The sequence below is a fragment of the Desulfobaculum xiamenense genome (assembly GCF_011927665.1).
Classification (GTDB): Bacteria; Desulfobacterota; Desulfovibrionia; order Desulfovibrionales; family Desulfovibrionaceae; genus Desulfobaculum; species Desulfobaculum xiamenense.
In genome coordinates, this window is record NZ_JAATJA010000001.1 from 513,463 (window position 1) to 534,171 (window position 20,709).

Annotated in this window: 19 protein-coding genes, 2 tRNA genes and 1 other RNA gene; 12 read left to right on the forward strand and 10 right to left on the reverse strand. The window is 58.6% G+C overall.

From position 1 onward, the window contains the following. The first annotated feature begins 67 nt into the window (after nucleotides 1–67). Nucleotides 68–706: a sulfurtransferase-like selenium metabolism protein YedF gene (gene yedF, locus GGQ74_RS02330; RefSeq protein WP_167939924.1), complete on the forward strand. Its 639-nt coding sequence runs from the start codon at nucleotides 68–70 to the stop codon at nucleotides 704–706. Nucleotides 707–715: 9 nt separating this feature from the next. Continuing rightward, a complete protein-coding gene (locus GGQ74_RS02335; RefSeq protein WP_167939925.1) occupies nucleotides 716–2,905 on the forward strand; it encodes a pseudouridine synthase in 2,190 nt (729 codons plus the stop codon). A gap of 158 nt (nucleotides 2,906–3,063) precedes the next feature. On the opposite strand, the gene lolA is transcribed toward GGQ74_RS02335, so the two are convergent. The 4 genes from lolA to GGQ74_RS02355 form a co-directional block, all read right to left on the reverse strand. Further along, complete coding sequence (gene lolA, locus GGQ74_RS02340) at nucleotides 3,064–3,732, reverse strand: outer membrane lipoprotein periplasmic chaperone LolA (protein WP_167939926.1); 669 nt, start codon at nucleotides 3,730–3,732, stop codon at nucleotides 3,064–3,066. A 163-nt stretch (nucleotides 3,733–3,895) separates the two neighbouring features. Beyond that, complete coding sequence (locus GGQ74_RS02345; RefSeq protein ID WP_167939927.1) at nucleotides 3,896–6,157, reverse strand: DNA translocase FtsK; 2,262 nt, start codon at nucleotides 6,155–6,157, stop codon at nucleotides 3,896–3,898. A gap of 71 nt (nucleotides 6,158–6,228) precedes the next feature. Next, nucleotides 6,229–6,789, reverse strand: a complete 561-nt coding sequence (gene efp / locus GGQ74_RS02350; RefSeq protein ID WP_167939928.1) for an elongation factor P — start codon at nucleotides 6,787–6,789, stop codon at nucleotides 6,229–6,231. Between the two features lie 35 nt (nucleotides 6,790–6,824). Next, on the reverse strand, nucleotides 6,825–7,289 hold the full coding sequence (locus tag GGQ74_RS02355; RefSeq protein ID WP_167939929.1) for a type II 3-dehydroquinate dehydratase: 465 nt from the start codon (nucleotides 7,287–7,289) through the stop codon (nucleotides 6,825–6,827). Nucleotides 7,290–7,471: 182 nt separating this feature from the next. On the opposite strand from GGQ74_RS02355, the gene yihA reads away from it, so the two are divergent. Further along, nucleotides 7,472–8,062: a ribosome biogenesis GTP-binding protein YihA/YsxC gene (gene yihA / locus GGQ74_RS02360; protein ID WP_167939930.1), complete on the forward strand. Its 591-nt coding sequence runs from the start codon at nucleotides 7,472–7,474 to the stop codon at nucleotides 8,060–8,062. 94 nt (nucleotides 8,063–8,156) lie between these two features. Here the strand turns inward: yihA and GGQ74_RS02365 are convergent, their stop codons facing one another. The 3 genes from GGQ74_RS02365 to GGQ74_RS02375 are packed head-to-tail and all read right to left on the reverse strand — an operon-like array spanning nucleotide 8,157 to nucleotide 10,621. Next, nucleotides 8,157–9,248, reverse strand: a complete 1,092-nt coding sequence (locus GGQ74_RS02365; RefSeq protein ID WP_167939931.1) for an LptF/LptG family permease — start codon at nucleotides 9,246–9,248, stop codon at nucleotides 8,157–8,159. After that, entirely contained in the window at nucleotides 9,238–10,389 is a 1,152-nt protein-coding gene (gene lptF, locus GGQ74_RS02370; RefSeq protein WP_167939932.1) for an LPS export ABC transporter permease LptF, read from the reverse strand. The genes GGQ74_RS02365 and lptF overlap by 11 nt, the downstream gene beginning before the upstream one ends. 31 nt (nucleotides 10,390–10,420) lie before the next feature. After that, the gene (locus GGQ74_RS02375) at nucleotides 10,421–10,621 is read right to left on the reverse strand and encodes a hypothetical protein (RefSeq protein ID WP_167939933.1); all 201 of its coding nucleotides are present in this window, start codon (nucleotides 10,619–10,621) and stop codon (nucleotides 10,421–10,423) included. A gap of 153 nt (nucleotides 10,622–10,774) precedes the next feature. Here GGQ74_RS02375 and GGQ74_RS02380 point away from each other — a divergent pair, with 153 nt between their 5' ends. From GGQ74_RS02380 to GGQ74_RS02390, 3 genes are all read left to right on the forward strand, one after another. Continuing rightward, nucleotides 10,775–11,581, forward strand: a complete 807-nt coding sequence (locus GGQ74_RS02380; RefSeq protein WP_167939934.1) for an undecaprenyl-diphosphate phosphatase — start codon at nucleotides 10,775–10,777, stop codon at nucleotides 11,579–11,581. Nucleotides 11,582–11,677: 96 nt separating this feature from the next. Beyond that, nucleotides 11,678–11,754, forward strand: a tRNA-Met gene (locus GGQ74_RS02385). Nucleotides 11,755–12,109: 355 nt separating this feature from the next. Then, nucleotides 12,110–12,991, forward strand: a complete 882-nt coding sequence (locus tag GGQ74_RS02390; protein ID WP_167939935.1) for an SPFH domain-containing protein — start codon at nucleotides 12,110–12,112, stop codon at nucleotides 12,989–12,991. A gap of 220 nt (nucleotides 12,992–13,211) precedes the next feature. On the opposite strand, the gene GGQ74_RS02395 is transcribed toward GGQ74_RS02390, so the two are convergent. Further along, nucleotides 13,212–13,514: a TIGR03905 family TSCPD domain-containing protein gene (locus GGQ74_RS02395; RefSeq protein ID WP_167939936.1), complete on the reverse strand. Its 303-nt coding sequence runs from the start codon at nucleotides 13,512–13,514 to the stop codon at nucleotides 13,212–13,214. 362 nt (nucleotides 13,515–13,876) lie between these two features. On the opposite strand from GGQ74_RS02395, the gene map reads away from it, so the two are divergent. From map to GGQ74_RS02425, 6 genes are all read left to right on the forward strand, one after another. Then, a complete protein-coding gene (gene map, locus GGQ74_RS02400) occupies nucleotides 13,877–14,659 on the forward strand; it encodes a type I methionyl aminopeptidase (protein WP_167939937.1) in 783 nt (260 codons plus the stop codon). Nucleotides 14,660–14,752: 93 nt separating this feature from the next. After that, nucleotides 14,753–14,829: transfer RNA gene (locus GGQ74_RS02405), tRNA-Met, on the forward strand. A gap of 278 nt (nucleotides 14,830–15,107) precedes the next feature. Further along, nucleotides 15,108–15,845 carry a sulfotransferase family 2 domain-containing protein gene (locus tag GGQ74_RS02410; protein ID WP_167939938.1) on the forward strand — a complete coding sequence of 246 codons (738 nt, stop codon included), beginning with the start codon at nucleotides 15,108–15,110 and terminating at the stop codon, nucleotides 15,843–15,845. Nucleotides 15,846–15,858: 13 nt separating this feature from the next. Next, on the forward strand, nucleotides 15,859–16,809 hold the full coding sequence (locus tag GGQ74_RS02415; RefSeq protein WP_167939939.1) for a hypothetical protein: 951 nt from the start codon (nucleotides 15,859–15,861) through the stop codon (nucleotides 16,807–16,809). 158 nt (nucleotides 16,810–16,967) lie between these two features. Further along, nucleotides 16,968–17,323: a transfer-messenger RNA gene (ssrA, locus tag GGQ74_RS02420) on the forward strand. 125 nt (nucleotides 17,324–17,448) lie between these two features. Continuing rightward, nucleotides 17,449–17,637 (forward strand): DUF6538 domain-containing protein, encoded by a 189-nt coding sequence (locus GGQ74_RS02425; protein ID WP_167939940.1) that lies wholly within the window; start codon nucleotides 17,449–17,451, stop codon nucleotides 17,635–17,637. 67 nt (nucleotides 17,638–17,704) lie between these two features. Here the strand turns inward: GGQ74_RS02425 and GGQ74_RS02430 are convergent, their stop codons facing one another. Further along, nucleotides 17,705–19,903, reverse strand: a complete 2,199-nt coding sequence (locus GGQ74_RS02430) for a hypothetical protein (RefSeq protein WP_167939941.1) — start codon at nucleotides 19,901–19,903, stop codon at nucleotides 17,705–17,707. A gap of 340 nt (nucleotides 19,904–20,243) precedes the next feature. After that, entirely contained in the window at nucleotides 20,244–20,681 is a 438-nt protein-coding gene (locus GGQ74_RS02435; protein WP_167939942.1) for a GNAT family N-acetyltransferase, read from the reverse strand. Nucleotides 20,682–20,709 lie beyond the last annotated feature (28 nt).

The following is a 20,709-nucleotide window of genomic DNA, read 5'->3' on the forward strand; positions in this document are numbered from 1 at the left end:
CGATTGGAATTATCTATTTGACCCAAAGGCCCCACGGTTGTTCCATGCAGGCAAAGGAGTACCTCACATGACGAGAAGAATTCTGGACTGCAAGGGACTTGCCTGCCCTCAGCCTGTCCTGAACGCCCGGAAGCTGGTGGAGACGGAACAGCCCGCCGAATTTGCGGTGATTGTCGACAACGAGGCCGCGCGCGAGAACGTCGGACGCTTCATTGCGACCCGTGGTTACGAGACGAGCGTTGAGAATGTCGATGGCGGATGGGCCGTGGTTGGCCGTCGCGCCGCTGAATCTTCCGACGCCGCGCCCTCCCCGGCCGGTGCGTGCCCTGTCTGCCGTCCCATGAGCGCCGATGAAATGGCCGCTCTGGAGCAGAAGGTGACCGTGTTCATTCAGCGTGATGTCCTCGGTAGCGGCGACGATGCGCTGGGCGAGAAGCTGATGCTCAACTTCCTTGCCACGCTGCCGGAGTTCGGTCCCGAACTGTGGCGCGTGGTGCTGGTCAACGGCGGCGTGCGGCTCACCGTGGCTGACAATCCCTGCTGCGAAAAAATCAAGGCTCTTGAGGAAATGGGCGCAACGATTCTCGTTTGCGGCACTTGTCTTGATCATTTCGGCCTGTTGGACCGCAAGGCCGTGGGCGAAACCACGAATATGCTCGACGTGGTCACGAGTCTTCAGCTTGCAACGAAGGTCATTACCGTCTAGTTACGGGGCATGACAAAACACAAACCCGGTGGTCCCTCCAAGGGGACCCCTTCCGATGGCGCGGAGAGTCTTCTGCGCATCAATCGTGTACTGGCGCAGGCGGGAGTCTGCTCCCGCCGCGCTGCTGACGAACTGATCGAAAGCGGCGTGGTGCGCCTCAACGGGGTGATCGTCACCCAGCCCGGCATGCGGGTCGATCCCGAGAACGACGTTCTTGAGGTCGACGGCAAGACCATCAACCTCATCGTGCCGGGGCGCGATCAAAACCTCTACCTTGCCCTCAACAAGCCCATCGAGGTCGTGACCACGGTGAGCGATCCGCAGGCGCGTCAAACCGTCGTCGATATCCTGCCCGAGGAATACCGCCGTCGGCGAGTCTTTCCCGTGGGGCGGCTGGACTTCTATTCCGAAGGCCTGCTGCTGTTGACCACGGACGGAGACCTCGCCAACCGCCTCATGCATCCCCGCTGGCACCTGCCCAAGGTCTACCATGTCCGCGTACGCGGTGAGGTGACCGAGGAGAAGCTGCGCCGGATGCGTTCGGGCATGACCCTTGCCGAGGGCGAACGCCTCGCCCCGGTGCGTGTGGACGCGGCCGAGGAACGAAGCGGCAGCATTATGCTGACCATGACCCTCGTTCAGGGCGTGAACCGCCAGATTCGCCGCATGTGCCGCGACCTTGAGCTGACCATCCTGCGCCTTGAGCGCGTGAGTCAGGGGCCGGTGTTTCTCGGCACGCTGCCCACCGGTGAGGTTCGGGAACTGACGGACAAGGAAGTTGCCGCGCTGCGGCAGGCTGTTGGCCTTGCCTCCCCGTTCGCCACGTCCAATGCCTCTTCCGAGGAGCGAGACGACAAGGCGAGTGGCGAGTGGCGCACCGATGACGAATCGAACGGCGAATCCGTGCATGGCGGCGGCTTCCGCCCCTTGCGCAAGGCAGGTGCCCGTCGTGACGACCGCGATGGTGACCGCCGTGACTCCTCGCACGACGAACACCGTGGTCCTCGCCGTGACGAGCGCGATGGAAAGCGCGGTTTCGGTCGTGATGATCGTGATGAAAAACGCAGCTTCGGTCGTGATGATCGCGGTGAGAAGCGTGGTTTTGGCCGTGATGATCGCGGTGAGAAGCGTGGCTATGGCCGCGATGACGAGCGCCGCGGTCCCAAGCGTCGCGACGATCGTGACGAGCACCGCGGTTCCGGCCCCAGACGTGACGACGAACGCGGCGAACGCCGTGCGCCGAGGCGCGACGACCGTGGAGACCGCGATGACCGTCGTGGTTATGGTCGTAGCGATGAGCGCAGGGACGGCCGTCGCGACGACGCCCGCCGTGGCTCCTCGCACGACGAACACCGTGGTCCTCGTCGTGACGACCGCGGTGAAACGCGCGGCTACGGCCGTGATGATCGTGGTGAGAAACGCGGCTACGGCCGCGATGATCGTGGCGAAAAACGTGGTTATGGCCGTGATGATCGTGGCGAGAAGCGCGGTTTCGGTCGTGATGATCGTGGTGAGAAGCGCGGCTACGGTCGCGATGATGAGCGTCGCGGTTCCGGTCCCAGACGTGACAACGAGCGCGGCGAACGTCGCGATCCGTGGCGTGACGCCGAGGGCGAGGAACGCCGTGCGCCGAGGCGTGACGACCGTGGAGACCGTGACGACCGTCGCGGCTACGGCCGTGGCGATGAGCGCAGGGACGGCCGTCGCGATGACGACCGCCGCGGCTCCTCGCGTGACGAGCGTCGTGGCCCTCGCCGTGATGACCGCGATGAAAAGCGCGGCTACGGCCGTGATGATCGTGGTGAAAAACGCGGCTACGGCCGTGATGATCGCGGTGAGAAGCGTGGTTATGGCCGTGACGACGACCGCCGTGGTCCCAAGCGCCGCGATGATCGTGATGAGCGTCGCGGTTCTGGCCCTAGACGTGACGACGAGCGCGGCGAGCGCCGTGGTCCGCGCCCCGGTGGCGATCGTGATGGTAGGCCGTCCGGTGGACGCGGGCAGGATCGCCCGTATGGCCGCAAGCCTTCCGGTTCGCGCGGAGGATACGGCTCCGACGGTGGCCGTAGCGGCGGACGCGACGACAGGCGCTCCGGGCGCTCGGATGACCGTCGCGGTTCCGGCTCCGATAGTTCGCGCGGCTCCGGGCATGGTCCCCGGCGCGGCAAGGGCCCCGGTTCCGGTCGCAAGCCCCGTTAGAATATGATGATTCCCGCGATGCGGGAGTTGTGGACGGTTTTTCGCCGATAATGGCAAGGGCGGCATCCCCGTGTGAGGATGCCGCCCTTTTTGTCGTGTCGCGTGCGATTTCGGCATTCAGGCTGTGCGCCGCTGCCGATGGGATTCGGGATTGCGCCCTAGTCCTTCGGGGTGTCGAGAATCTCCGTGCCCTTGGGCGGCGTGAACTCGAAGGTGCTGGCGGGCAGCTCCGGATTGAGCACGATGCTCTTGAGCGTGACGTCGTTCTCGTTGCCGAAGAAATCGACGATGACCACGCGGTGCAGGAGCTTACTTTCCGGGATGAGCCACAGCCATGCTTGCACGAGGGACGGCTCCGGATCGCGCGGGACCAGCTCCATCTTGATGTATCCGTTGTCGCGCCCCACGACGGAGACGTAGAAGTCCTCGTCGAGGCGCGCCTTGCCGGACAGGAAGCGCAGCATGGTCTTGGAGCCGAGCACCTGATCCGTGGTGTAGCGGTAGGCGGTCTCCTCGTCCGGGAAGTAGTCCCATACCCTGTCGCTGCCGACGACCAGAAGCTCCGGCTCCGGGCTTTCGGTCTGCCAGCGGATGAGCGCGGGCTGCTTGAAGACGAGGGTTCCGGTGCGGGTCTGTGTCGATCCGCTGGCAGCGTTGGTCAGCTTCTGGACGAGGTCGGCCCGGAATGCGCCGAGGGCCTCGTACTGGCGCTGCATGCTCGCGGTGATTTCCGTGGCGTTGCCATCAGTTTCGTCGGCATGCGCGGCCACGGGCTGGAAAAGGAAGTACAGGGACATGGCGATGGCCATGAGTCTGAACAGGGGCATTCGTCCTCCGAAACATTTTCCTGTTGCGGTCCACGTCGAGAAAAGCCGTGAAAAACACACTGCATTCATGGACGGGAATGCGCCGCTTTCGCGGAAAAGTCCAGATATCGCGCCCGGAGCTATAGCTATTTCGCGTAGCTCCGGGCGCTTTTTCGTCGTTTTTTTATTCTCTGCCCGTGATGACCCTGCGCGGCTTGCTGCCGTCCGCCGGGCCGATCACGCCGTCCTGCTCCATCTGCTCCACGAAGCGCGCCGCGCGGTTGAAGCCGATGCGGAAGCGCCGTTGGATGAGCGAAATGGACGCCTTGCCCTGCTCCATTACGAACTGGACGGCCTCCCCGTAGACGGGATCGTCCGGGATGCCGTCCGAGCCGTTGGGGCCATCGCCGTTGCTGCCGCCAACCTCGCCTTCCTTGGACCACTGGCCGAAGTCGAGTTCGAACTCGGGCTTGGCCTTGGCCTTCCAGTAGTCGATGATCAGGCCGATTTCCTCTTCGCCCACCAGTGCGCCGTGAACGCGGACGTTCTTGCCGCCGCCGGGCTTGAAGAGCATGTCGCCCTTGCCCAGCAGGTGGTTTGCACCCACGGTGTCGAGGATGGTGCGCGAGTCCTGCGGCGAGGTCACGGTGAACGCGATGCGGCTGGGGAAGTTCGCCTTGATGAGACCGGTGACGACGTCCACGGACGGCCGCTGCGTGGCGAGGATCATGTGGATGCCCGCCGCGCGGGCCAACTGCGCCAGCCGCACGATGGAGGTTTCCACTTCCTTGCGCGCGGTGAGCATGAGGTCCGCCAACTCGTCGATGACGATGACGAGGTACGGCAGTGGCTGCATCTCTTCGCATCCCTCGGGGCGGTCGTCGCCGAGCTTCCTCAGCTTGGCATTGAAGCCCTCGATGTTGCGCACGCCGAGCTTGGCCATGGAGTCGTAGCGCTTTTCCATCTCATAGACGGCCCAGTCCAGCGCGTTCTTGGCCAGAGCCATGTCCGTGACCACGGGATGCACCAGATGCGGCAACTCCGAGTACACGGACAGTTCGATGCGTTTGGGGTCCACCAGCAGGAGCTTCAGCTCGTCCGGTGCGGCCTTGTACAGGAAGCTCAAAAGCAGACAGTTCAGGCAGACGCTCTTGCCCTGACCGGTGGCACCGGCCACCAGCAGATGCGGCATCTTGGCCAGATCGGCCACGCGCGGCCTGCCGTAGATGTCCTTGCCAAGGGCCAGCGTGAGCAGCGACTTGGAGGATTGGAAGTCCTTCGATTCGATGATCTCGCGCAGATAGACCGTCTGGCGCTTTTCGTTGGGGATTTCCACGCCCACGGTGTCCCTGCCCGCCAGCGGAGCTTCGATGCGTACGGCGCTGGCACGCAGCGCAAGGGCCAGATCGTCTGAAAGATTGGCGATGCGGCTGATCTTCACGCCGGGCGCGGGCTTGTATTCGAACATCGTGACCACGGGACCGGGCACGGCGTCCTTCACCTCGCCCTGAATGCCGAAGTCCGACAGGCAGGTTTCGAGATCCTTGGCCTTGGTTTCAAGCACGTCCTTGGGGATGACGTCCTCGTTGTTGCCGGGGGCCTCCAGATACTCGATCGGCGGCGGACCCGACATATCCGTGGGGATGGGCGCGTGGGCGGCCTTGGGAGCCGGGGGTGTGGCTGGTTCGGGTTGTGCGGCCGCCCTACCGAGATTCGGAACGTATTCCTCGTCCACGGTGGAGGCGTCCTTGGCGGCGGGTTCGTCCTTGACGCGCTTTTTGCGCGGCTTGGGCGAGAGCAGACCGCGTCGGGTTTTCTCTTCGGTCTTCGGCTCGTCCTTGTCGTCCTGCCTGCGGCGGCTGCGGGACAGGCGCTCCCTGAACTTGGTCCACGCATCGACAAGGCGCATCTGTACGCGCTTGGCGAACGCGCCCCACGTCATCCCGCACATGAGTTGCAGCGAGACGATGGTCGAAAACAGCCAAATCAGGAAGGCCCCTGTGGGTCGCAGGTAGTACTGCGCCTCGTTGTAGAGGACAGCGCCAAGCAGCCCGCCACCGCGGATGTCGCCGGCGTGCAGGTGCTCGCGCGCCCACTGCGTGGAGCCGAAGCTGGTGAGGCACAGGAAGAAGAGGAAAACGCCGAGCCATCGCCACCAGGCAGGGAACAGCCTGCGGACGAAGTTTCCGGCGGACAGCGCCGCGAGTGCCGGGGGAAGCAGGCAACTCGACAGGCCGAAGAGCATGACCAGTAGATCGGATTGATAGGCGCCGATGAGCCCTGCCGCATTCTTGACCACGTATCCCCTGCTCACGGCCTGATTGAGGCTCGGATCGTGGGGGCTGTAGGTGGCCAGCGAGACGAGCAGCAGAACTGCCCAGAATGCGAGCGCGAGAGCCATGATCTCCTTGAGGAGTTTGGCGCCGTTCGTCGTGGGTTCCTCCATGATGATTTCGCGTCCGTCGCGCGCCGCGCCGAGTGCGTGGCGCGCGACGGTTTCTTGTACTCTCTGCGAGGCTACTCGCGGTTGAGGTAGGAGCGGGAGCGGGTGTCGACCTTGATCATGTCGCCGGTGTTGATGAACAGCGGGACGTTGACCACGACGCCGGAGGACAGGGTGGCGGGCTTGGTGGCGCCGCTCACGGTGTCGCCACGCACGCCGGGCTCGGTCTCGACCACCTGCATGACCACGGAAGCGGGCATGTCGAGGTCGATGGGGCGGCCCTTGTAGAGCATGATCTTCACTTCCTGACCGTCAACGAGGAAGGCGGCGGTGGGGCCGAGCTGGTCAGCCTGCGCTTCCATCTGCTCGTAGGAGGTCATGTCCATGAACACGAAGCCGGTAGCGCCCTCGTGGTAGAGGAACTGCATGGTGCGGGTTTCGACGTCGGCCTTCTCCACCTTTTCGCCGGAGCGGAAGGTCTTGTCGATGACACGGCCGTTCAGCAGGTTGCGCAGGCGGGTGCGCATGATGGCGCCGCCCTTGCCCGGCTTGTGGTGCTGATGTTCGAGAATCTCGAAGGGGGTGCCGTCGAGTTCGATCTTGAGGCCGTTCTTGAAATCGGTAGTCGAGTACATTCATCCTCCCAAATAACGTATTTTCCAGAATTTCTTTACGCTTGTGCCTCTTCGAGGCGACGGACCAGCGCCGCCACCGCGAGGGCGTAGGATTCGATTCCGAAACCGGCTATCACGCCCACCGCATGGCGGGCGATCCAGCTATGGTGGCGGATCTCCTCCGGTCTGGCCCACACGTTGGAAATGTGGACCTCCACAAAGGGAATCCTTATCCAGGCAAGGCAGTCGGCCAGCGCGAGGCTGGTGTGCGTGTAGGCTCCGGCGTTAAAGACGATGCCGTCCACGCCGTCCTCCCGCGCCTTCTCCAGCCGGTCGATCAACTCCCCTTCGCCGTTCTTCTGGTCGAAGACGAGTTGGACGCTGCCGGACGCGGTGCCCAGAAGCGAATCGACCAGCGCCGGGACATCATCCATGCCGCGCGAGCCGTAGATTTCCGGTTGCCGCACGCCCAGATGACCCAGGTTCGGGCCGTTGAGCACGAGTATCGTGTGTTTCGCCATGTTCGGGTATCCTTTGGAAATGACAGGGGACGGCTCCGGGTGGCATCCGTCCCAAGCGCCTATGTATTATATGTTTCGCCGTTGGTTGGCAAATCGAAAGAATCCGTGCATACTCGCCGTCCCGGCACGACGCCCGGGCCGAAAGCCGAAACACGCAAAACGCGCCCCGCGCAGGATCCCATATGAATCCGACCCTCGAACTCGAAAAGACGATCTATCTCATGAACCAGCTGGAGGAGATGCCCGCCCCGCAGGTGGCCATGGCTGGCCGCTCCAATGTCGGCAAGTCCTCGCTCATCAACTGTCTGGCCGGGCGTAAGAGCCTCGCCAAGATCAGCGCCACCCCCGGCAAGACCAGAAGCCTCAATTTCTACCGCGTCAAGCCGGACGAGTTTTACCTCGTGGACCTGCCGGGATACGGCTATGCCCGTTGTTCCATGTCCGAGCGCGAGAAATGGGGCAAGCTCATCGATGCCTATCTGCGCAACAACCACTGGCTGCGTGCCGTGGCTGTGCTGTTGGATTCGCGCCTCACGCCGCAGAAGATCGACCTCGAACTCGTTTCTTACCTTCAGGGCGCGGGCATTCCCATGATTCCCGTGCTGACCAAGATCGACAAGACCAAGCAGAAGGACTGCGCCCAGCGCCAGCGCCAGTGGCAGAACATCCTCGGTTCCGAGAACCTGCCCCTGCTCTGCTCCGCCAAGACCGGAATGGGGCGCGACGCCCTGTGGCGCGCCATGCGCGAGGCGGCTGGAGCCACGGCCGAATAGCCCTTCATCGCGTTTCAGAAAAGAGAAAGGCTGCCGGGTGGTTTCATCCGGCAGCCTTTTTTGCGTCCATGGACTTCCGTTCGCGATGAACGGCTCAATGCTCCTTGCGGGTGGGCAGTGCGCACCACGCAAGCCGCGCCCCGCCAAGCAGGCAGAAGACGATGTTGCCGAGCCATGCGCCGATGGCCGGGTGCATCAGTCCACCCTGCCCCAGCGTCTGGCCGATCATGAACACCGCGTAGTAGGCGAAGGTCAGCACCAGCGACAGGCCGATGTTGAGGTAGATGTTCTCGAAGATTGTCACCATGGCCATGGCCAGAATGCTCATGGTCAGGATGGAGAAGGCGTAGGCCCACTTGCTGTGCCACGCCGTGCGCAGACCCTCCACGTTGGAGCCGGAGACTTCCAGCCTGTCGATGACCTGCGAGAGCTGTCGCAGCGGAAGCTGGGCCGGGTCCGTGTCCGGATCGATGACCAGAAACGTCGCGATGTCCTGCGAGAGCGCAAGCTCAAGCTCCGGGCGAGTTTCCTTGCTGAAGGTCTGCGGGTCCAGAACCCGCGCCTCGTGCAGGAGCCAGTGGCCCTGGCGAACCTCCGCCCTTTGCGCGGAGTAGACGCGAACCATGGAGCCACGGTCGGGCGCAAGTTCGTAGATGGTCACGCCTTCGGCTTCGTGGCGCAAGGGATAGGCGCGTTCCATCTCCACGATGTGGTCGCCGTCCTTGAACCACAGATTCCGCAGGACCGTGTTTTCGGCGATGTTGCCGCGAACCTGCTCGGACCAGATGTGCGAGGATGTCTGCTGGCCGTATACGCCCACGAATTGCGAGAACACGAGCTGGATCACGCACCACGCAAGGGCGTAGGCGATGTAGAACGACGACAGGCGGCCGAAGGAAATGCCGCCCGCGCGCAGGGCCAGCAGCTCGCGGTGGCGGGCCATAAGGCACAGCTGGGCCACCACGGACAGCAGGAACACCGCCGGAAGAATCTGCGAGATGATGAGCGGCAGCTTCACCGTGAAGTACAGGGCCACGGTGGAAAAGCCCAACCCCGCTTCAATGAAGTCGTCGAGGCGGTCGAAGATGTCCGTCATCAGGTACAGCCCGGCGCCGACGCCGAGGCAGGTCATTAGGTAGAACAGATTCTGGCGCAGGAGGTAGGTGTGGAGGGTTCTAGCGAACATCCGCAGTCCTCCTGCCGAAGAGCTTGATGTGGCGCAGGCGCTCGATCACCGTGAACGAGCGCTCCCGCGCGGCCTGCCGCAGGCCGTACAGCCCGGTCAACAGGAAGACGCCATTGGGCAGCCACAGCCCCAGCGCGGGCGGCATGGCTCCGGTTTCGCCGAGGGACAGGCCGAGGGACAACAGCGTGTAGTAGAAGAGGAAAAAGCCAAGCGCGAGCAGAAGGCCCCAGTGCCGATGCAGACCGCTGAACATGGACGCCAGCGGCACGGCGAAAAGGCTCAATACGAGGCAGGCCAGCGGCAGCACGAGGCGCTTGTGGATTTCCACCTGCACCTTGCGCGCGGAGTTGTCGTTCAGGCCCTCGCGCTCGTTGCGTTCGGCGATCTGGTTCAACTGGCTCCACGACATTTCCTTGGGACGCATCTCGCCGATTTTGTAGCCGCTGAGCATCTTCGAGAGGTCCATCTTCACCTGATAGGTGCCGAAGCCTATGACGCTCATGCCCTTGGGTTCCTCGCGGTAGATGCGGCCATTGCGGAGCTGGAAGACGATTTCGCCCCGCTCGGTGTCCGTGCGTACCCTGCCCTCCGGGGCGAGGATGGTCGCTGCGGAGTCTCCGCGCGTGGCGTCCTTGACGAACACGGTGCGCAGTTCTCCGCTGGCGCCGTCCGCTTGCTGGGCATAGAGTGTGATGCCGGGAAACTCGCGATTGAACACGCCGGGTTGCAGGACGAGCTGCGTCTTGGAGCGGGCGAGTTCGAGCATGGTGGAACGGAAATTCTCCATGCCCCACGCCAGCCCGTGGAAGGAAATCCACCAAGCGGCCAGGGTGCACAGCGTGCCCAGCAGTATCGGTGCGGGCAAAAGCTGGTACAGGCTTACGCCCGAGGCGCGAAGGGCCGTGGTCTCAAGGTCCGTGTTCATGCGCAGAAGCGTCAGAAACACGGAGAGCATGCACGCGATGGGGATGAGCAGAAGCAGGAAGAACGGGCTCAAATACAGGAGCATGCGCCCCACGTCCAAGAGACCGAGGTTCTGGTTCAGAAGCAGTTCGCGCAGTTGCAGAAGCCGCCCGATGAGCAGAAGCGTCAAAAGCGACCCCGCGCACAGCGCAAACAGGGTCGCCAATTCCTTGAACATCTGCCTATGCAGCAGTGAAGGGGAAAGCGGATTACTCAGGGGACTCGTCCTGTTTCTTTAAGTTCTTCTTGAAGAAATCGTCCAGATAGATGGTTTCCTTCGGGCCGAGATTGAAGCGCATGGCGGCTTCCTGAATGAGCGCGTCGAGGTTGGACGTGCCGTCCGTCCGCTGTTCGTCGATCCAGCGGACCGCACGGCGAAACAGTTCGTTGTCGGGCATGATCGTCGTCATGGTTTCTCCTTTTGCGCGGCGGGGTTCCAGCCGTCGGGCTGCCTTGGCTCTACACCATCGGGAGCGGGCTTGCAACTTGCTGCGGCTTGAGCTAGGCCGCTTGTGTCCGAACCGGACGGCATTTCGTATACATACACAAATGAGGAGTACTGCGTGGATTCCATTCTTCAGGCCGCTATTCTCGGCGTCGTCGAAGGATTGACCGAATTCCTGCCCGTGTCGTCCACGGGGCATCTGATCCTTGTCGGGCATCTGCTGGGCTTTACCGGCGAAAAGGCCGCGACGTTCGAGGTCGTCATCCAGCTTGGCGCCATTCTCGCCGTGGTTGTGCTCTACTGGGAGCGCTTCTGGGGGCTTCTGCGCCCTGCGCCGGGGATGCGCTTCTCTGGCGTGCGCGGGCTGTGGCTGCTGTTTCTGACCTCGCTACCCGCCGGGCTGGCCGGGCTGGCAGCGCATGACGCCATCAAGCAATACCTCTTCGGGCCGTATACCGTGGCGCTGGCTTTGGGTGTCGGCGCGCTGGCCATCCTGTGGGTGGAGCGTCGGCGTAGGACGCCGACCACGCAGACTCTCGACGACATCACTCCCCTGCTCGCCCTCGGCGTGGGCGCGTTCCAGTGTCTGGCGCTGTGGCCGGGCTTTTCGCGTTCCGCGGCTACGATCATGGGTGGCATGATCCTTGGTGCTGGGCGCACTGTCGCCGCAGAATATTCCTTTATCGCGGCGGTGCCCATCATGTTCGCGGCCACGGGCTATGACATGCTTAAGAGTATGCACCTGTTCACGGCGGCGGACCTGCCCTTTCTCGCCACGGGCTTCGTGGTGAGCTTTCTGTCCGCGTGGCTGGCTGTAAAGGTGTTCATCCGGCTTCTGGGGCAGGTGACGCTGCGCCCCTTCGCATGGTACCGTCTCGTTCTGGCTCCGATTGTCCTTATCTTCTGGCAGATGGGGCTTTTTTGAGAAAAGTCCTAATTTCCGCTTGCAATCGGGTTTGAAAATTCTTATATGCCTTTTCGCCGACGGGGTGAGCGTTTCCCGCTCTTCCCGACGCATCATGGCGAGGTAGCTCAGTTGGTCAGAGCATGCGGCTCATATCCGCAGTGTCGGAGGTTCAAGTCCTCTCCTCGCTACCAAGAGTATATAGCCCTTCCGCGAAAGCGGGAGGGCTTTTTCGTTTGGAAAAGGAAGTTGGGCCTCTGGTCCCCTTTTCAAAGGCAATATTCATGTGCTGTGAATGTTGCCGCAGTGTTGGATGATTCTCCACCCTGCCCTTGCAATCAACGAAAAGCCCGCCGAGCAGTATGTTTTCTCCCCCATAATTCCTCATGAAAAGGTATGGGAATGACAAAATTTCTCCTTGTTTTGGTGAACGGAGCTGGACGTTCTCTTGTTTTATGTTGCCTCGGCGAAGGAAACGAAATAACGTCGCCGCGAATATAGCATCGCTAATTTTCACATCGAAACTCAAAATCGATACGAGGCATCATCATGGTCGGCGTCCTAATTGTTCTAGTTATTGCACTACTGCCTATAATCTCCGGCTGCTTTATCATCACCAAACAACAGAAGGTCCAGATACTCGAAACCTTCGGCAAATACTCCGGCTTCCGAACCGCCGGCCTGTCGATGAAGTTGCCTTGGCCCATCCAAATCGCCGTGGCGACCGTAGATCTTCGCATTCAGGAAATTGCGGAAACCGTGGAGATAAAGTCCAAGGATAACGCCTTTCTGTGCGTCCCGGTCAAAGTGCAGGTCAAGGTCATCCCGGAAAAAGTGAAGGATGCCTATTACGCTTTGGACAATCCGTGGAGTCAGATTCTTTCCTATGTCGTTAACCAAGTCCGTGCCAAGGCCAGCTCAATGACCATGGACGAAATTTTTTCGGGCAAGTCAGACTTTGAAGCCGTGGTAGAGACTGAACTCAAGTCCACATTTGAAGAGTACGGTTTCGCCGTAGTCAACGTCCTCGTGGACGATCCGCAGCCAAGCGACCAGCTCAAGGAGGCTTTTGAGAAGGTGTTGGCCGCCCAGCGCGACAAGGATGCTGCAGTTCTGGAAAAGGAAGCCGTGCGGGAACGCCTTGTGGGCCGGGCGGAAGCGGAAGCGGAAAGCTTGCGGCTCAAAGCCAAGGGCTATGCGGATCAGCGCAATACCATGGCCGAAGGCAACAGCAAAGCCATTGCCGTCTTTTGCGAGGGCCTGAACATTGATCATGCCTTGGCCCTCAAATTCTTTGAAGGCTGGGATATGCGTGATGCCGTCCGAGAGGCTGCCCAGGGTGAGGGAAATACCGTCCTTATCCCTGTGGAGATGGGCGGTATGGGCCGTATGGCCGCCGACCTTGAGGCGTTGAAGGGCATCGGGAAGTGACCAAAGTATATGAATTTTGAAGCGGTGATGACTACTGGTGCGAGTCTACAGCGTTAGTGGCCCTATCGTCTTTTTGGCGGGGACGATGGACGCCGAGTCGGATTCCGACAGATAAAGAAAAGCCCCCAGCAACACGCTGGGGGCTTTTCTTTATCGAGCTTCAAACACGCCTTGCCGCAAGGGGGGCTTCCCACTCGGACGAGGCGGCGCGTTCGACGGGCTAGGCGTCGTTCCTGTACGGCTCGAGGGCCTTGGAGAGCTGATCGGGGCAGGAGGTGGCCTTGTTGCCGCAGCGGATGCCGGAGAGCTTATCCATCACGTCCGCCACACGCATGCCTTCCACGAGTTTGCCGATGCCTTCGAGGTTGCCGGGGCAACCGCCGGTGAAGGTTACGTCGTGGACTTTGCCCTCTTCCACGCGGAAGGTAATCAGTTTGGAGCACACGCCCTGCGGGACGAAGGTAATGGCGGTTTCGTCGGCGGCGGGTTGCTGCGGAGCAAGCGGAGAAAGATTGAGATTCATGATGGCTCGTCTCTTGTACTGTTTGGATAATGGTGAACGGGAAAACGCCAGCGGGACGCGCGGTTTCGCGTGGCGCGGCCCAGTCTTCTACCCGACGCTGATGTTCCTTGCAAGCGACGGACGTGGAGAATGGCCCGCCATGGTGCGATTCCCGTTGGGTCAACGGTGTTTTTGCGGTGCGAAATCCCCAGTGCCGCCATGCCTCTCGTCGCGAAATGCTGGCGCGTTGCGGACGCATTTGCGACATGACGGGACATTGGCGATAGCGGTGGGCTTTCAGGTTTGCGCCCGCTGCGGTTGACATGAGACTCTGAAGGAGTATGAGCTTGCCCTTTGCCCACGGTAAAAAAGGGAGTCTTGCCTTGAAGCTCAAGAACAAATCCGAAATCGCGCTCATGCGCGAAGCGGGCCTTCTGCTCTGGAAGGCCCATATGATCGCCGCCGAGATGGTTGAACCCGGCGTGACGACCGAGGCCATCGACGCCGAAGTGGAAAAGTTCATCCTCGGCAACAACGCCACCCCGCTCTTCAAGGGTGTTCCCGGAAAGGTGCCCTTCCCCGCGACGTGCTGCATCTCCGTAAACGAAGAGGTCGTGCATGGCATCCCGTCCTCTCGTCAGCTGATCGCTGGAGATATTGTCAGCATCGACATCGGCCTCAAGATCAAGGGCTGGTGCGCGGATTGCGCCTGCTCCCATGGCGTAGACGGTCTCGATGACGAGAAGCGCGCCCTCCTGGACGTGACCGAGGAATGCCTGCGTATCGCCATCAAGGACATCCGCCCCGGCGAGAAGTGGAGCAAGATTGCCAAGAAGATGGCCAAACACGCCCGAAATGCCGGTTTCTCCGTCGTCGAGGAGCTGGTGGGCCACGGCATCGGCGAAAGCATGTGGGAACTGCCCCAGATTCCGAACTACTTCTCGCATAATTGCGAGGACTTCCGAATCAAGCAGGGCATGGTTCTCGCCGTGGAGCCGATGATCAACGCCGGAGTGAAGGAAGTGCAGACCCTCGACGATCACTGGACCATCGTGACCGCCGACCGCAGGCCCTCCGCCCACTTCGAGCACACCATCGCTGTCACCGCCGCCGGTGCGCAGGTGATGACCTGCGGTCCCAACGGCGAAGGATGGGCGCTGCGCTAGACCCTTTTGGGGGCTTTTTGGAAAAAAGTCCTTGCAATTTCCGACGGAACGGGTAGATACCGCCTCCGCAGACGACGAAAGTTGTCAACACATGGCGAGGTAGCTCAGTTGGTCAGAGCATGCGGCTCATATCCGCAGTGTCGGAGGTTCAAGTCCTCTCCTCGCTACCACGAATGCATAGCCCTCCTGCGAAAGCGGGAGGGCTTTCTTTTTCTCGACGTGCTCCCCGCTCCTCGCGCGTACACGCTTCTGCCATGGCTTTTCGGCGCGGCGCCTTTCGTCCTGTCCTCGCGCTTTTCTCGTGGAATGGTTTCCCACGGCCCCCGCAGTATGCTATTTTGAATATCGTGGACTATTCCGCCCACGGCTGCACCATGCGGCTGGGCGGGATGGTCGAGGCGCGTTGGCGGGTATCGGGGGAACGGAACGGCCAGCCCGGGGGATCGCCATGTATCTCAACATCAGGGGTCCGTACGAGAGGTATTACTACTGCCACATCCGCAAATGCGCTGGGGCAGCCATCAACCGAATTTTCCTCAACGCCATCGACAACGAAAGCGGTTTCATGTTCGGCGATGTCGGCCGGGGAAATGTTGTCTATTACAAGGGCCTCGTGTTTGCGGGAGAAACGCGGGACTTCATCGAGAACGGGCGCTTTCTCTACGCCTCGTCCCTTTCCCCATTCCATGAAATGCGCATTCCCGATCGCACGTTCATCTTCTCGACGTTTCGCGATCCTGCCGCGCGCATACTTTCCCTGTATCGTACGCTTCTTCGTCAAAGAGACCTGCCTGAAAAGAATGACGATTCCAGTGCGGAATGCCAGTGGCTCGGTGATTCGTTCATGGACTTTCTGGATACGATCCCGCAGCGTGAACTCATGCGCCAACTGTACATGTTCTCGCCCTCATTCGATGTCGGCGAAGCGTACAACTGCATTCGACGACTTGGCGCGTATTTCTTCGTAGAAGATATGGACTGCTCGCTTCGCATGCTGTCGTCCCTGTTCAACGTTCCCCTGTGCAATACCACCGTCAATCACGGCTGCAACACCATTGCCCTTTCGCCGCCGGAGGCCGTACGCCTGCGGACCATGCTGAAGGACGAGTATCGTCTCGTGCGCAGGCTCCGGCAGGCATATAACACGTTCGTCTTCCCGAAACCGGCCAACGTCGCCGGCGCATAAACGGGAGGTGCCCATGGGCAACGCATTCGCGAACGATGGAGTCATGGAGTTCAACGTGCGATGCGGAATGCGCATCCTCGAAAACTCCATGCTCACGGACGAACTGACCGAACGCTTCGATGGGCACCTGCTGCGGGAACTGACGGCTTCCGCCCGATTCTACCCTTCCTCGCCGGATTCGCTGGTGCCCTACTGGGATGGGCCTGCCCTCTATACGTTCGATGTGGACGGCGTTCCCTTTGAGTTCTTTACAAACCTCAAGCGCGATGCCCACCGCGTCTATGCATTCGGCACGGCAAGCCGCGACAATCTGCGCATCCTGCCGCGTTTCGACCGCTGGCGCTGGGCCTTTGCCATGCGCGATTCAGTCATCGTCTACAATGACCCGACGCGCTATCTTGGCGGACTGCGTTGCGGCTGGTGCCTCGGCACGGCGCAGAATCCGTATCTCCCCTGCATTGCGGCCATCCTGCGGGGTTTTGTCCAGGCGCTGGGGCGTCGGTTCGAGGAGTTGGTGCTTTTCGGCTCCAGCGCGGGCGGATTCACGTCGCTCATGCTTGGGGCGATGCTGCGCGGCGCGTCGGTCGTCGTCAACAATGCGCATACGGACGTCCTGCTTGCCGACGAGGCCGCCGTGAGCAGACTGCTTCGCGTCTGCTTTGGGGGAATCTCGGCGCGCACGGCGCGCGAGCGCTATCCCACCCGGCTGCGCGTCATGGATTTTTATCATCACCAGCGATACATGCCGCGCATCTTCTTCGCGCAGAACGCGCGTGACAGCTTCCATATGCAGCGGCATTTCCTGCCCTTCGCGCGGGAGGCACAGACCCTGCGCGAAAGCGGGCACGACTGGGGAAGGCAGCTTTTCGTGGAGGTCTACTCGTGCCGTTCCGGGCACGCGCCCCTGCCCTACGAGCGGATGATGGCGCGCTTTGCGCTGGCGGAACGCCTGTTCGACGGCTGACGCCTTTGCGGCAATGGGGGCGTGCGGCGTAGGATGCATCGCAATCCTGTGCGAAATGTCGGGGGCTTGGCACGGCGGCGTGGGAAAAATGGGGCATCGCGGGCTTTGCCCCTTGCCAAACGCGGGAAAGTGCCTATATTCACCTTGGTTCTTTGAATGGGGGCGACCTGGTTTCGACGGGGATGGTTGAAGCCGGGGTTGCAGGCCGAGGCGCCGCTGGCCTCGTAAAAAGCGGCAAGGCTTAAATGCCAACAATAATGAATACGCTCTGGCTGCTTAATTAAGCCAGCGCCTAACCGGTGGACGTCTGATAAGCCGGGGACGGTGTCAAACCCCCATCAGGCTGGCTACCGATTCGCGTTCGCCGGAATCGGGGCGAGAACCTAGGTGAACTGGCCGTAAGCACGCCTGTCCATCGGCAGGCAAGCGGCGAGAACAAATCGATGGACTAAGCCTGTAGATGCCTCGAGTGGAGCATTCTCGGACGGGGGTTCGATTCCCCCCGCCTCCACCAAAACCCCCATTTCATAAACGAAAAAGCCCTCGGATTTCCGAGGGCTTTTTCGTTTTCTGGCGGTCAGGATTCGAGGCTCTGGGCCGGGGGGGCACGTCGCGGGTACAAACCGGAGCTGAGAAGCCATGATCCCGAAGGCCGCCTCCCACCTCGTGAATCGTCGAGGCGTCTACCACTTCCGAATCGTCGTCCCCATCGACCTCCGCCCCGTGCTGGGCAGGAATGAAGTCCGCCGTTCCCTGCGCACAGCCTTCCTGCAAGAGGCACGTCCTCGGGCTTTACGCCTCACCGCCGTCGCCGACAGGCTTCGCTGACGCTTCCCTAGCTCTCGGCAAACTCAAGCGCTCTCATACGCTGGCGGGCTGCTTCAGACTTTTTAGATTACAGTTCATCTTTTGCCATCTCGACATGCTTAGCTTCAGGAACGGAACAAGACCGCCTCCGCCTCTCACTATCACATGCATCTCTCACCTTACGTTTTAAGACTCTATCCGGCAGGTCTTTATTCTCTTCCCGAACTTTATTCGCCATACCAACAATATCATGACGTGATTCTACACCATCCATTTCAAATGAATAAACCAAATGAACATTATTGTGGCCTTCCTTGGATAGCATCTCTCTACTTGGTCCAATGGACAAATTCCGCGAGAGGAAGTCTAACGACATCAGAGGAGACGGTGGCGTCTGCTTGAACTCTTTACACAGTGCATCCCGAATTTGCCAAGCATTGCTATCAAAAGTTAAAAGCCAATGCTTATAGCCGAACTCAGATACTTTTTCATTCTTCCTGAGGGCTATTACGCCAAGGTAGTTCTCAATATCGTGGTTTATAAGCTGTTGTGTAACGGCCTCATCGACTTCATGCCCAGCTCTTGCGCGTCGGGCCTTATGTTTTTCTTCCCAGAGCCTACTCGTAGCAAAGCGTAAATCTTTGTCTATCTCTTCAAGCTTATTCGCTAAATCGCAGCGCTCTACAGAGAGCTCTTCGTGTAAATATTCTAGTAAATCATCTAGGGGTCTTTCTTTTCCTTTGAATCCTGAAATCCAACCAGCAAAGTCACTAGGCGTTCTCCCTGAACATGTATATCTATAGTAGAGGAATGGAATATTGCCAACCCATTCCATATGATTATAAGATGCGCATAAAGTAGACCTATTCATATGGCTATCAATTTCCTCAAGAACACCTGTTGTCACCATGAATTTTATACCTGCATCATGTGCGGTTTTCAAAAGCTTGGTAATGTTGCCTTTATTCGTATCATCAAGAAGCGTCTCAGCTATGTATGGGAGTAAAACAGTTGTATCTAGCCAAATTGTTCCGTGTGAAAAGATACGCTGTGTTACTCTTTTAATATCTGGTGTTTCTTTCATAAATGAAAAAAGTGTGTAAGAGTCAGACAGTGTTCTGAGATATTGCTTAATCTCATGTGTCCCAGAGTTTAGTATCTCCTTAATGATGAAGGTAATCACATTAGGATAATGCTCTACATTTGCATCTTGATTTTTATGTCTGTGTCCATTGATGTCATTAATAATTATGTCACTTAGCATCGTTGTCTCAATGCGATTCACCCTTGATTGTGCGACAGAAGAAGCGAAGTCTTCACCTAATCTCATCAAAAAACATTCGAGTATTCTTCTAGCCATAACAATCAGTACAGAAATTTCCTCTTCACCAAATGCTATGCCCAAGTCATCACCAGATAATAAATGACCAATGAATTCATCAATTTTGCCTTCAGTTAGTTGAATCTCAGCCAAACCAGTGAGCGTGCGGCTATATTCTTCATGAGACAAACAAAACTCATCTTTCTTAACCCAATGCCGAATCTTATCTTTTGTTAATTGTCGTAAGGCCTTATCTGTGAATCTCTCTATCTCGGGGCGAGTTGTTTTAGGCAATACCCCTGAAACTGCATCGTAAATCTGTGCTCTCGACATCCTATTTTCAGAATTTGTGCGCCGAAGCACAGACCGAACTATTGCTTCGAATGATGACTTCGTCAGACTTTTTTGATTAATGTCATCATATAGTTGAAGATTTAGAAATAACAAGGCCGTCTTAGCTTCGCTAGAAGACAATTGAGATGGATTGTTCTCAATTAGACCTTCTCCGGCAAGGATTGGGCGTCCAACTGTATCTATAAATGCTTCTGCCGCTGACTCGCGTGTATTAGATGTATTCAATCTCTCAATAAACCAATTTCTATCTCTTATATCAAGAGAAATGCCTTTATCAAGAGTCTCTGACTTGAGCAAATCTCCATTTGCTCCAATCACCTGAGATGTCATGTAAATGAGAATGCGTACACTATCAATCCCTTCTTCAAGACGCTGAATAGTCTGATTTATTTTAGTGTTCCAGCCCTTTGCAACAGAGTACTGCGCTGCTACGACGGGCTTACTTATCACACAAAACAGTTCTGAGTCTCTTCCACCATCACCAGATGGTGCTGCCATAGTTCTAAGTGAACCAAACTCATCGACAAGAAAAGAAGAGGATAACTTCTCGAAATCATCCCAATCCGAAGGCTTGGCATTGACCAAAGAGAACTCGAATAGTTTTGGATTCATATGCGCCCCCCCCTTTTTTAAGCTTTTTGTCGACATATACTTTGTTTTTCAAAAATCCAGGACCTGCGTGACATAGTGAGATTTGCCCATTTACTGGACTAATCAGGAATGGGAGGATTGCTTTCACTCCCATAAACGGTTAGCAAGTTAGATATTCAGTTAACTATTGGCCAAAAAAGTCAAGACATTAAAAAGGTGGAGGCCCCCCGCCTCCACCAAAACCCCCATTTCATAAACGAAAAAGCCCTCGGATTTCCGAAGGCTTTTTCGTTTTCTGGCGTGCCGGGATTCGAGTTTCAGGCTGGGGCTACACGTTGGCTCTACAACTCTGCAGCAGGAATTACCGGCATCGTTCCATATGGAGTATGGGATACGGTTTGCCCATGCCATCTGTGGGCGAGCGTCTTGTAACCTTGAATCCTTGGGCAAGATAAAATTTGTGTGCCTCTGGATTCTGTTCATTCACATCAACCTTGGTTACGCCACACGTATCGACAGCGTAGGTCGTTAAGGCTTTGCCAAGTCCTTTGCGGAAGTGTTCTGGAGCGATAAACAGCATTTCCAACATTTCACCAGAAATGCCCATGAATCCCATGATATTGTCTGCTTGATCTTTAATCAGATAGACATCGACCGCAGGCAGAGCAGAATTCAATATCAGCGCCCTCAGCTCCTGAATATATTCTTCTGGCACAAAAGCGTGAGTTGCTCTTACAGAAGCTTCCCAGACCTTTATGATTTCTTCGTAATCATGTTGTGTTCCATGCTCAATATTCATTTTTCCGCCTTGATATCAGGTTGCGGTA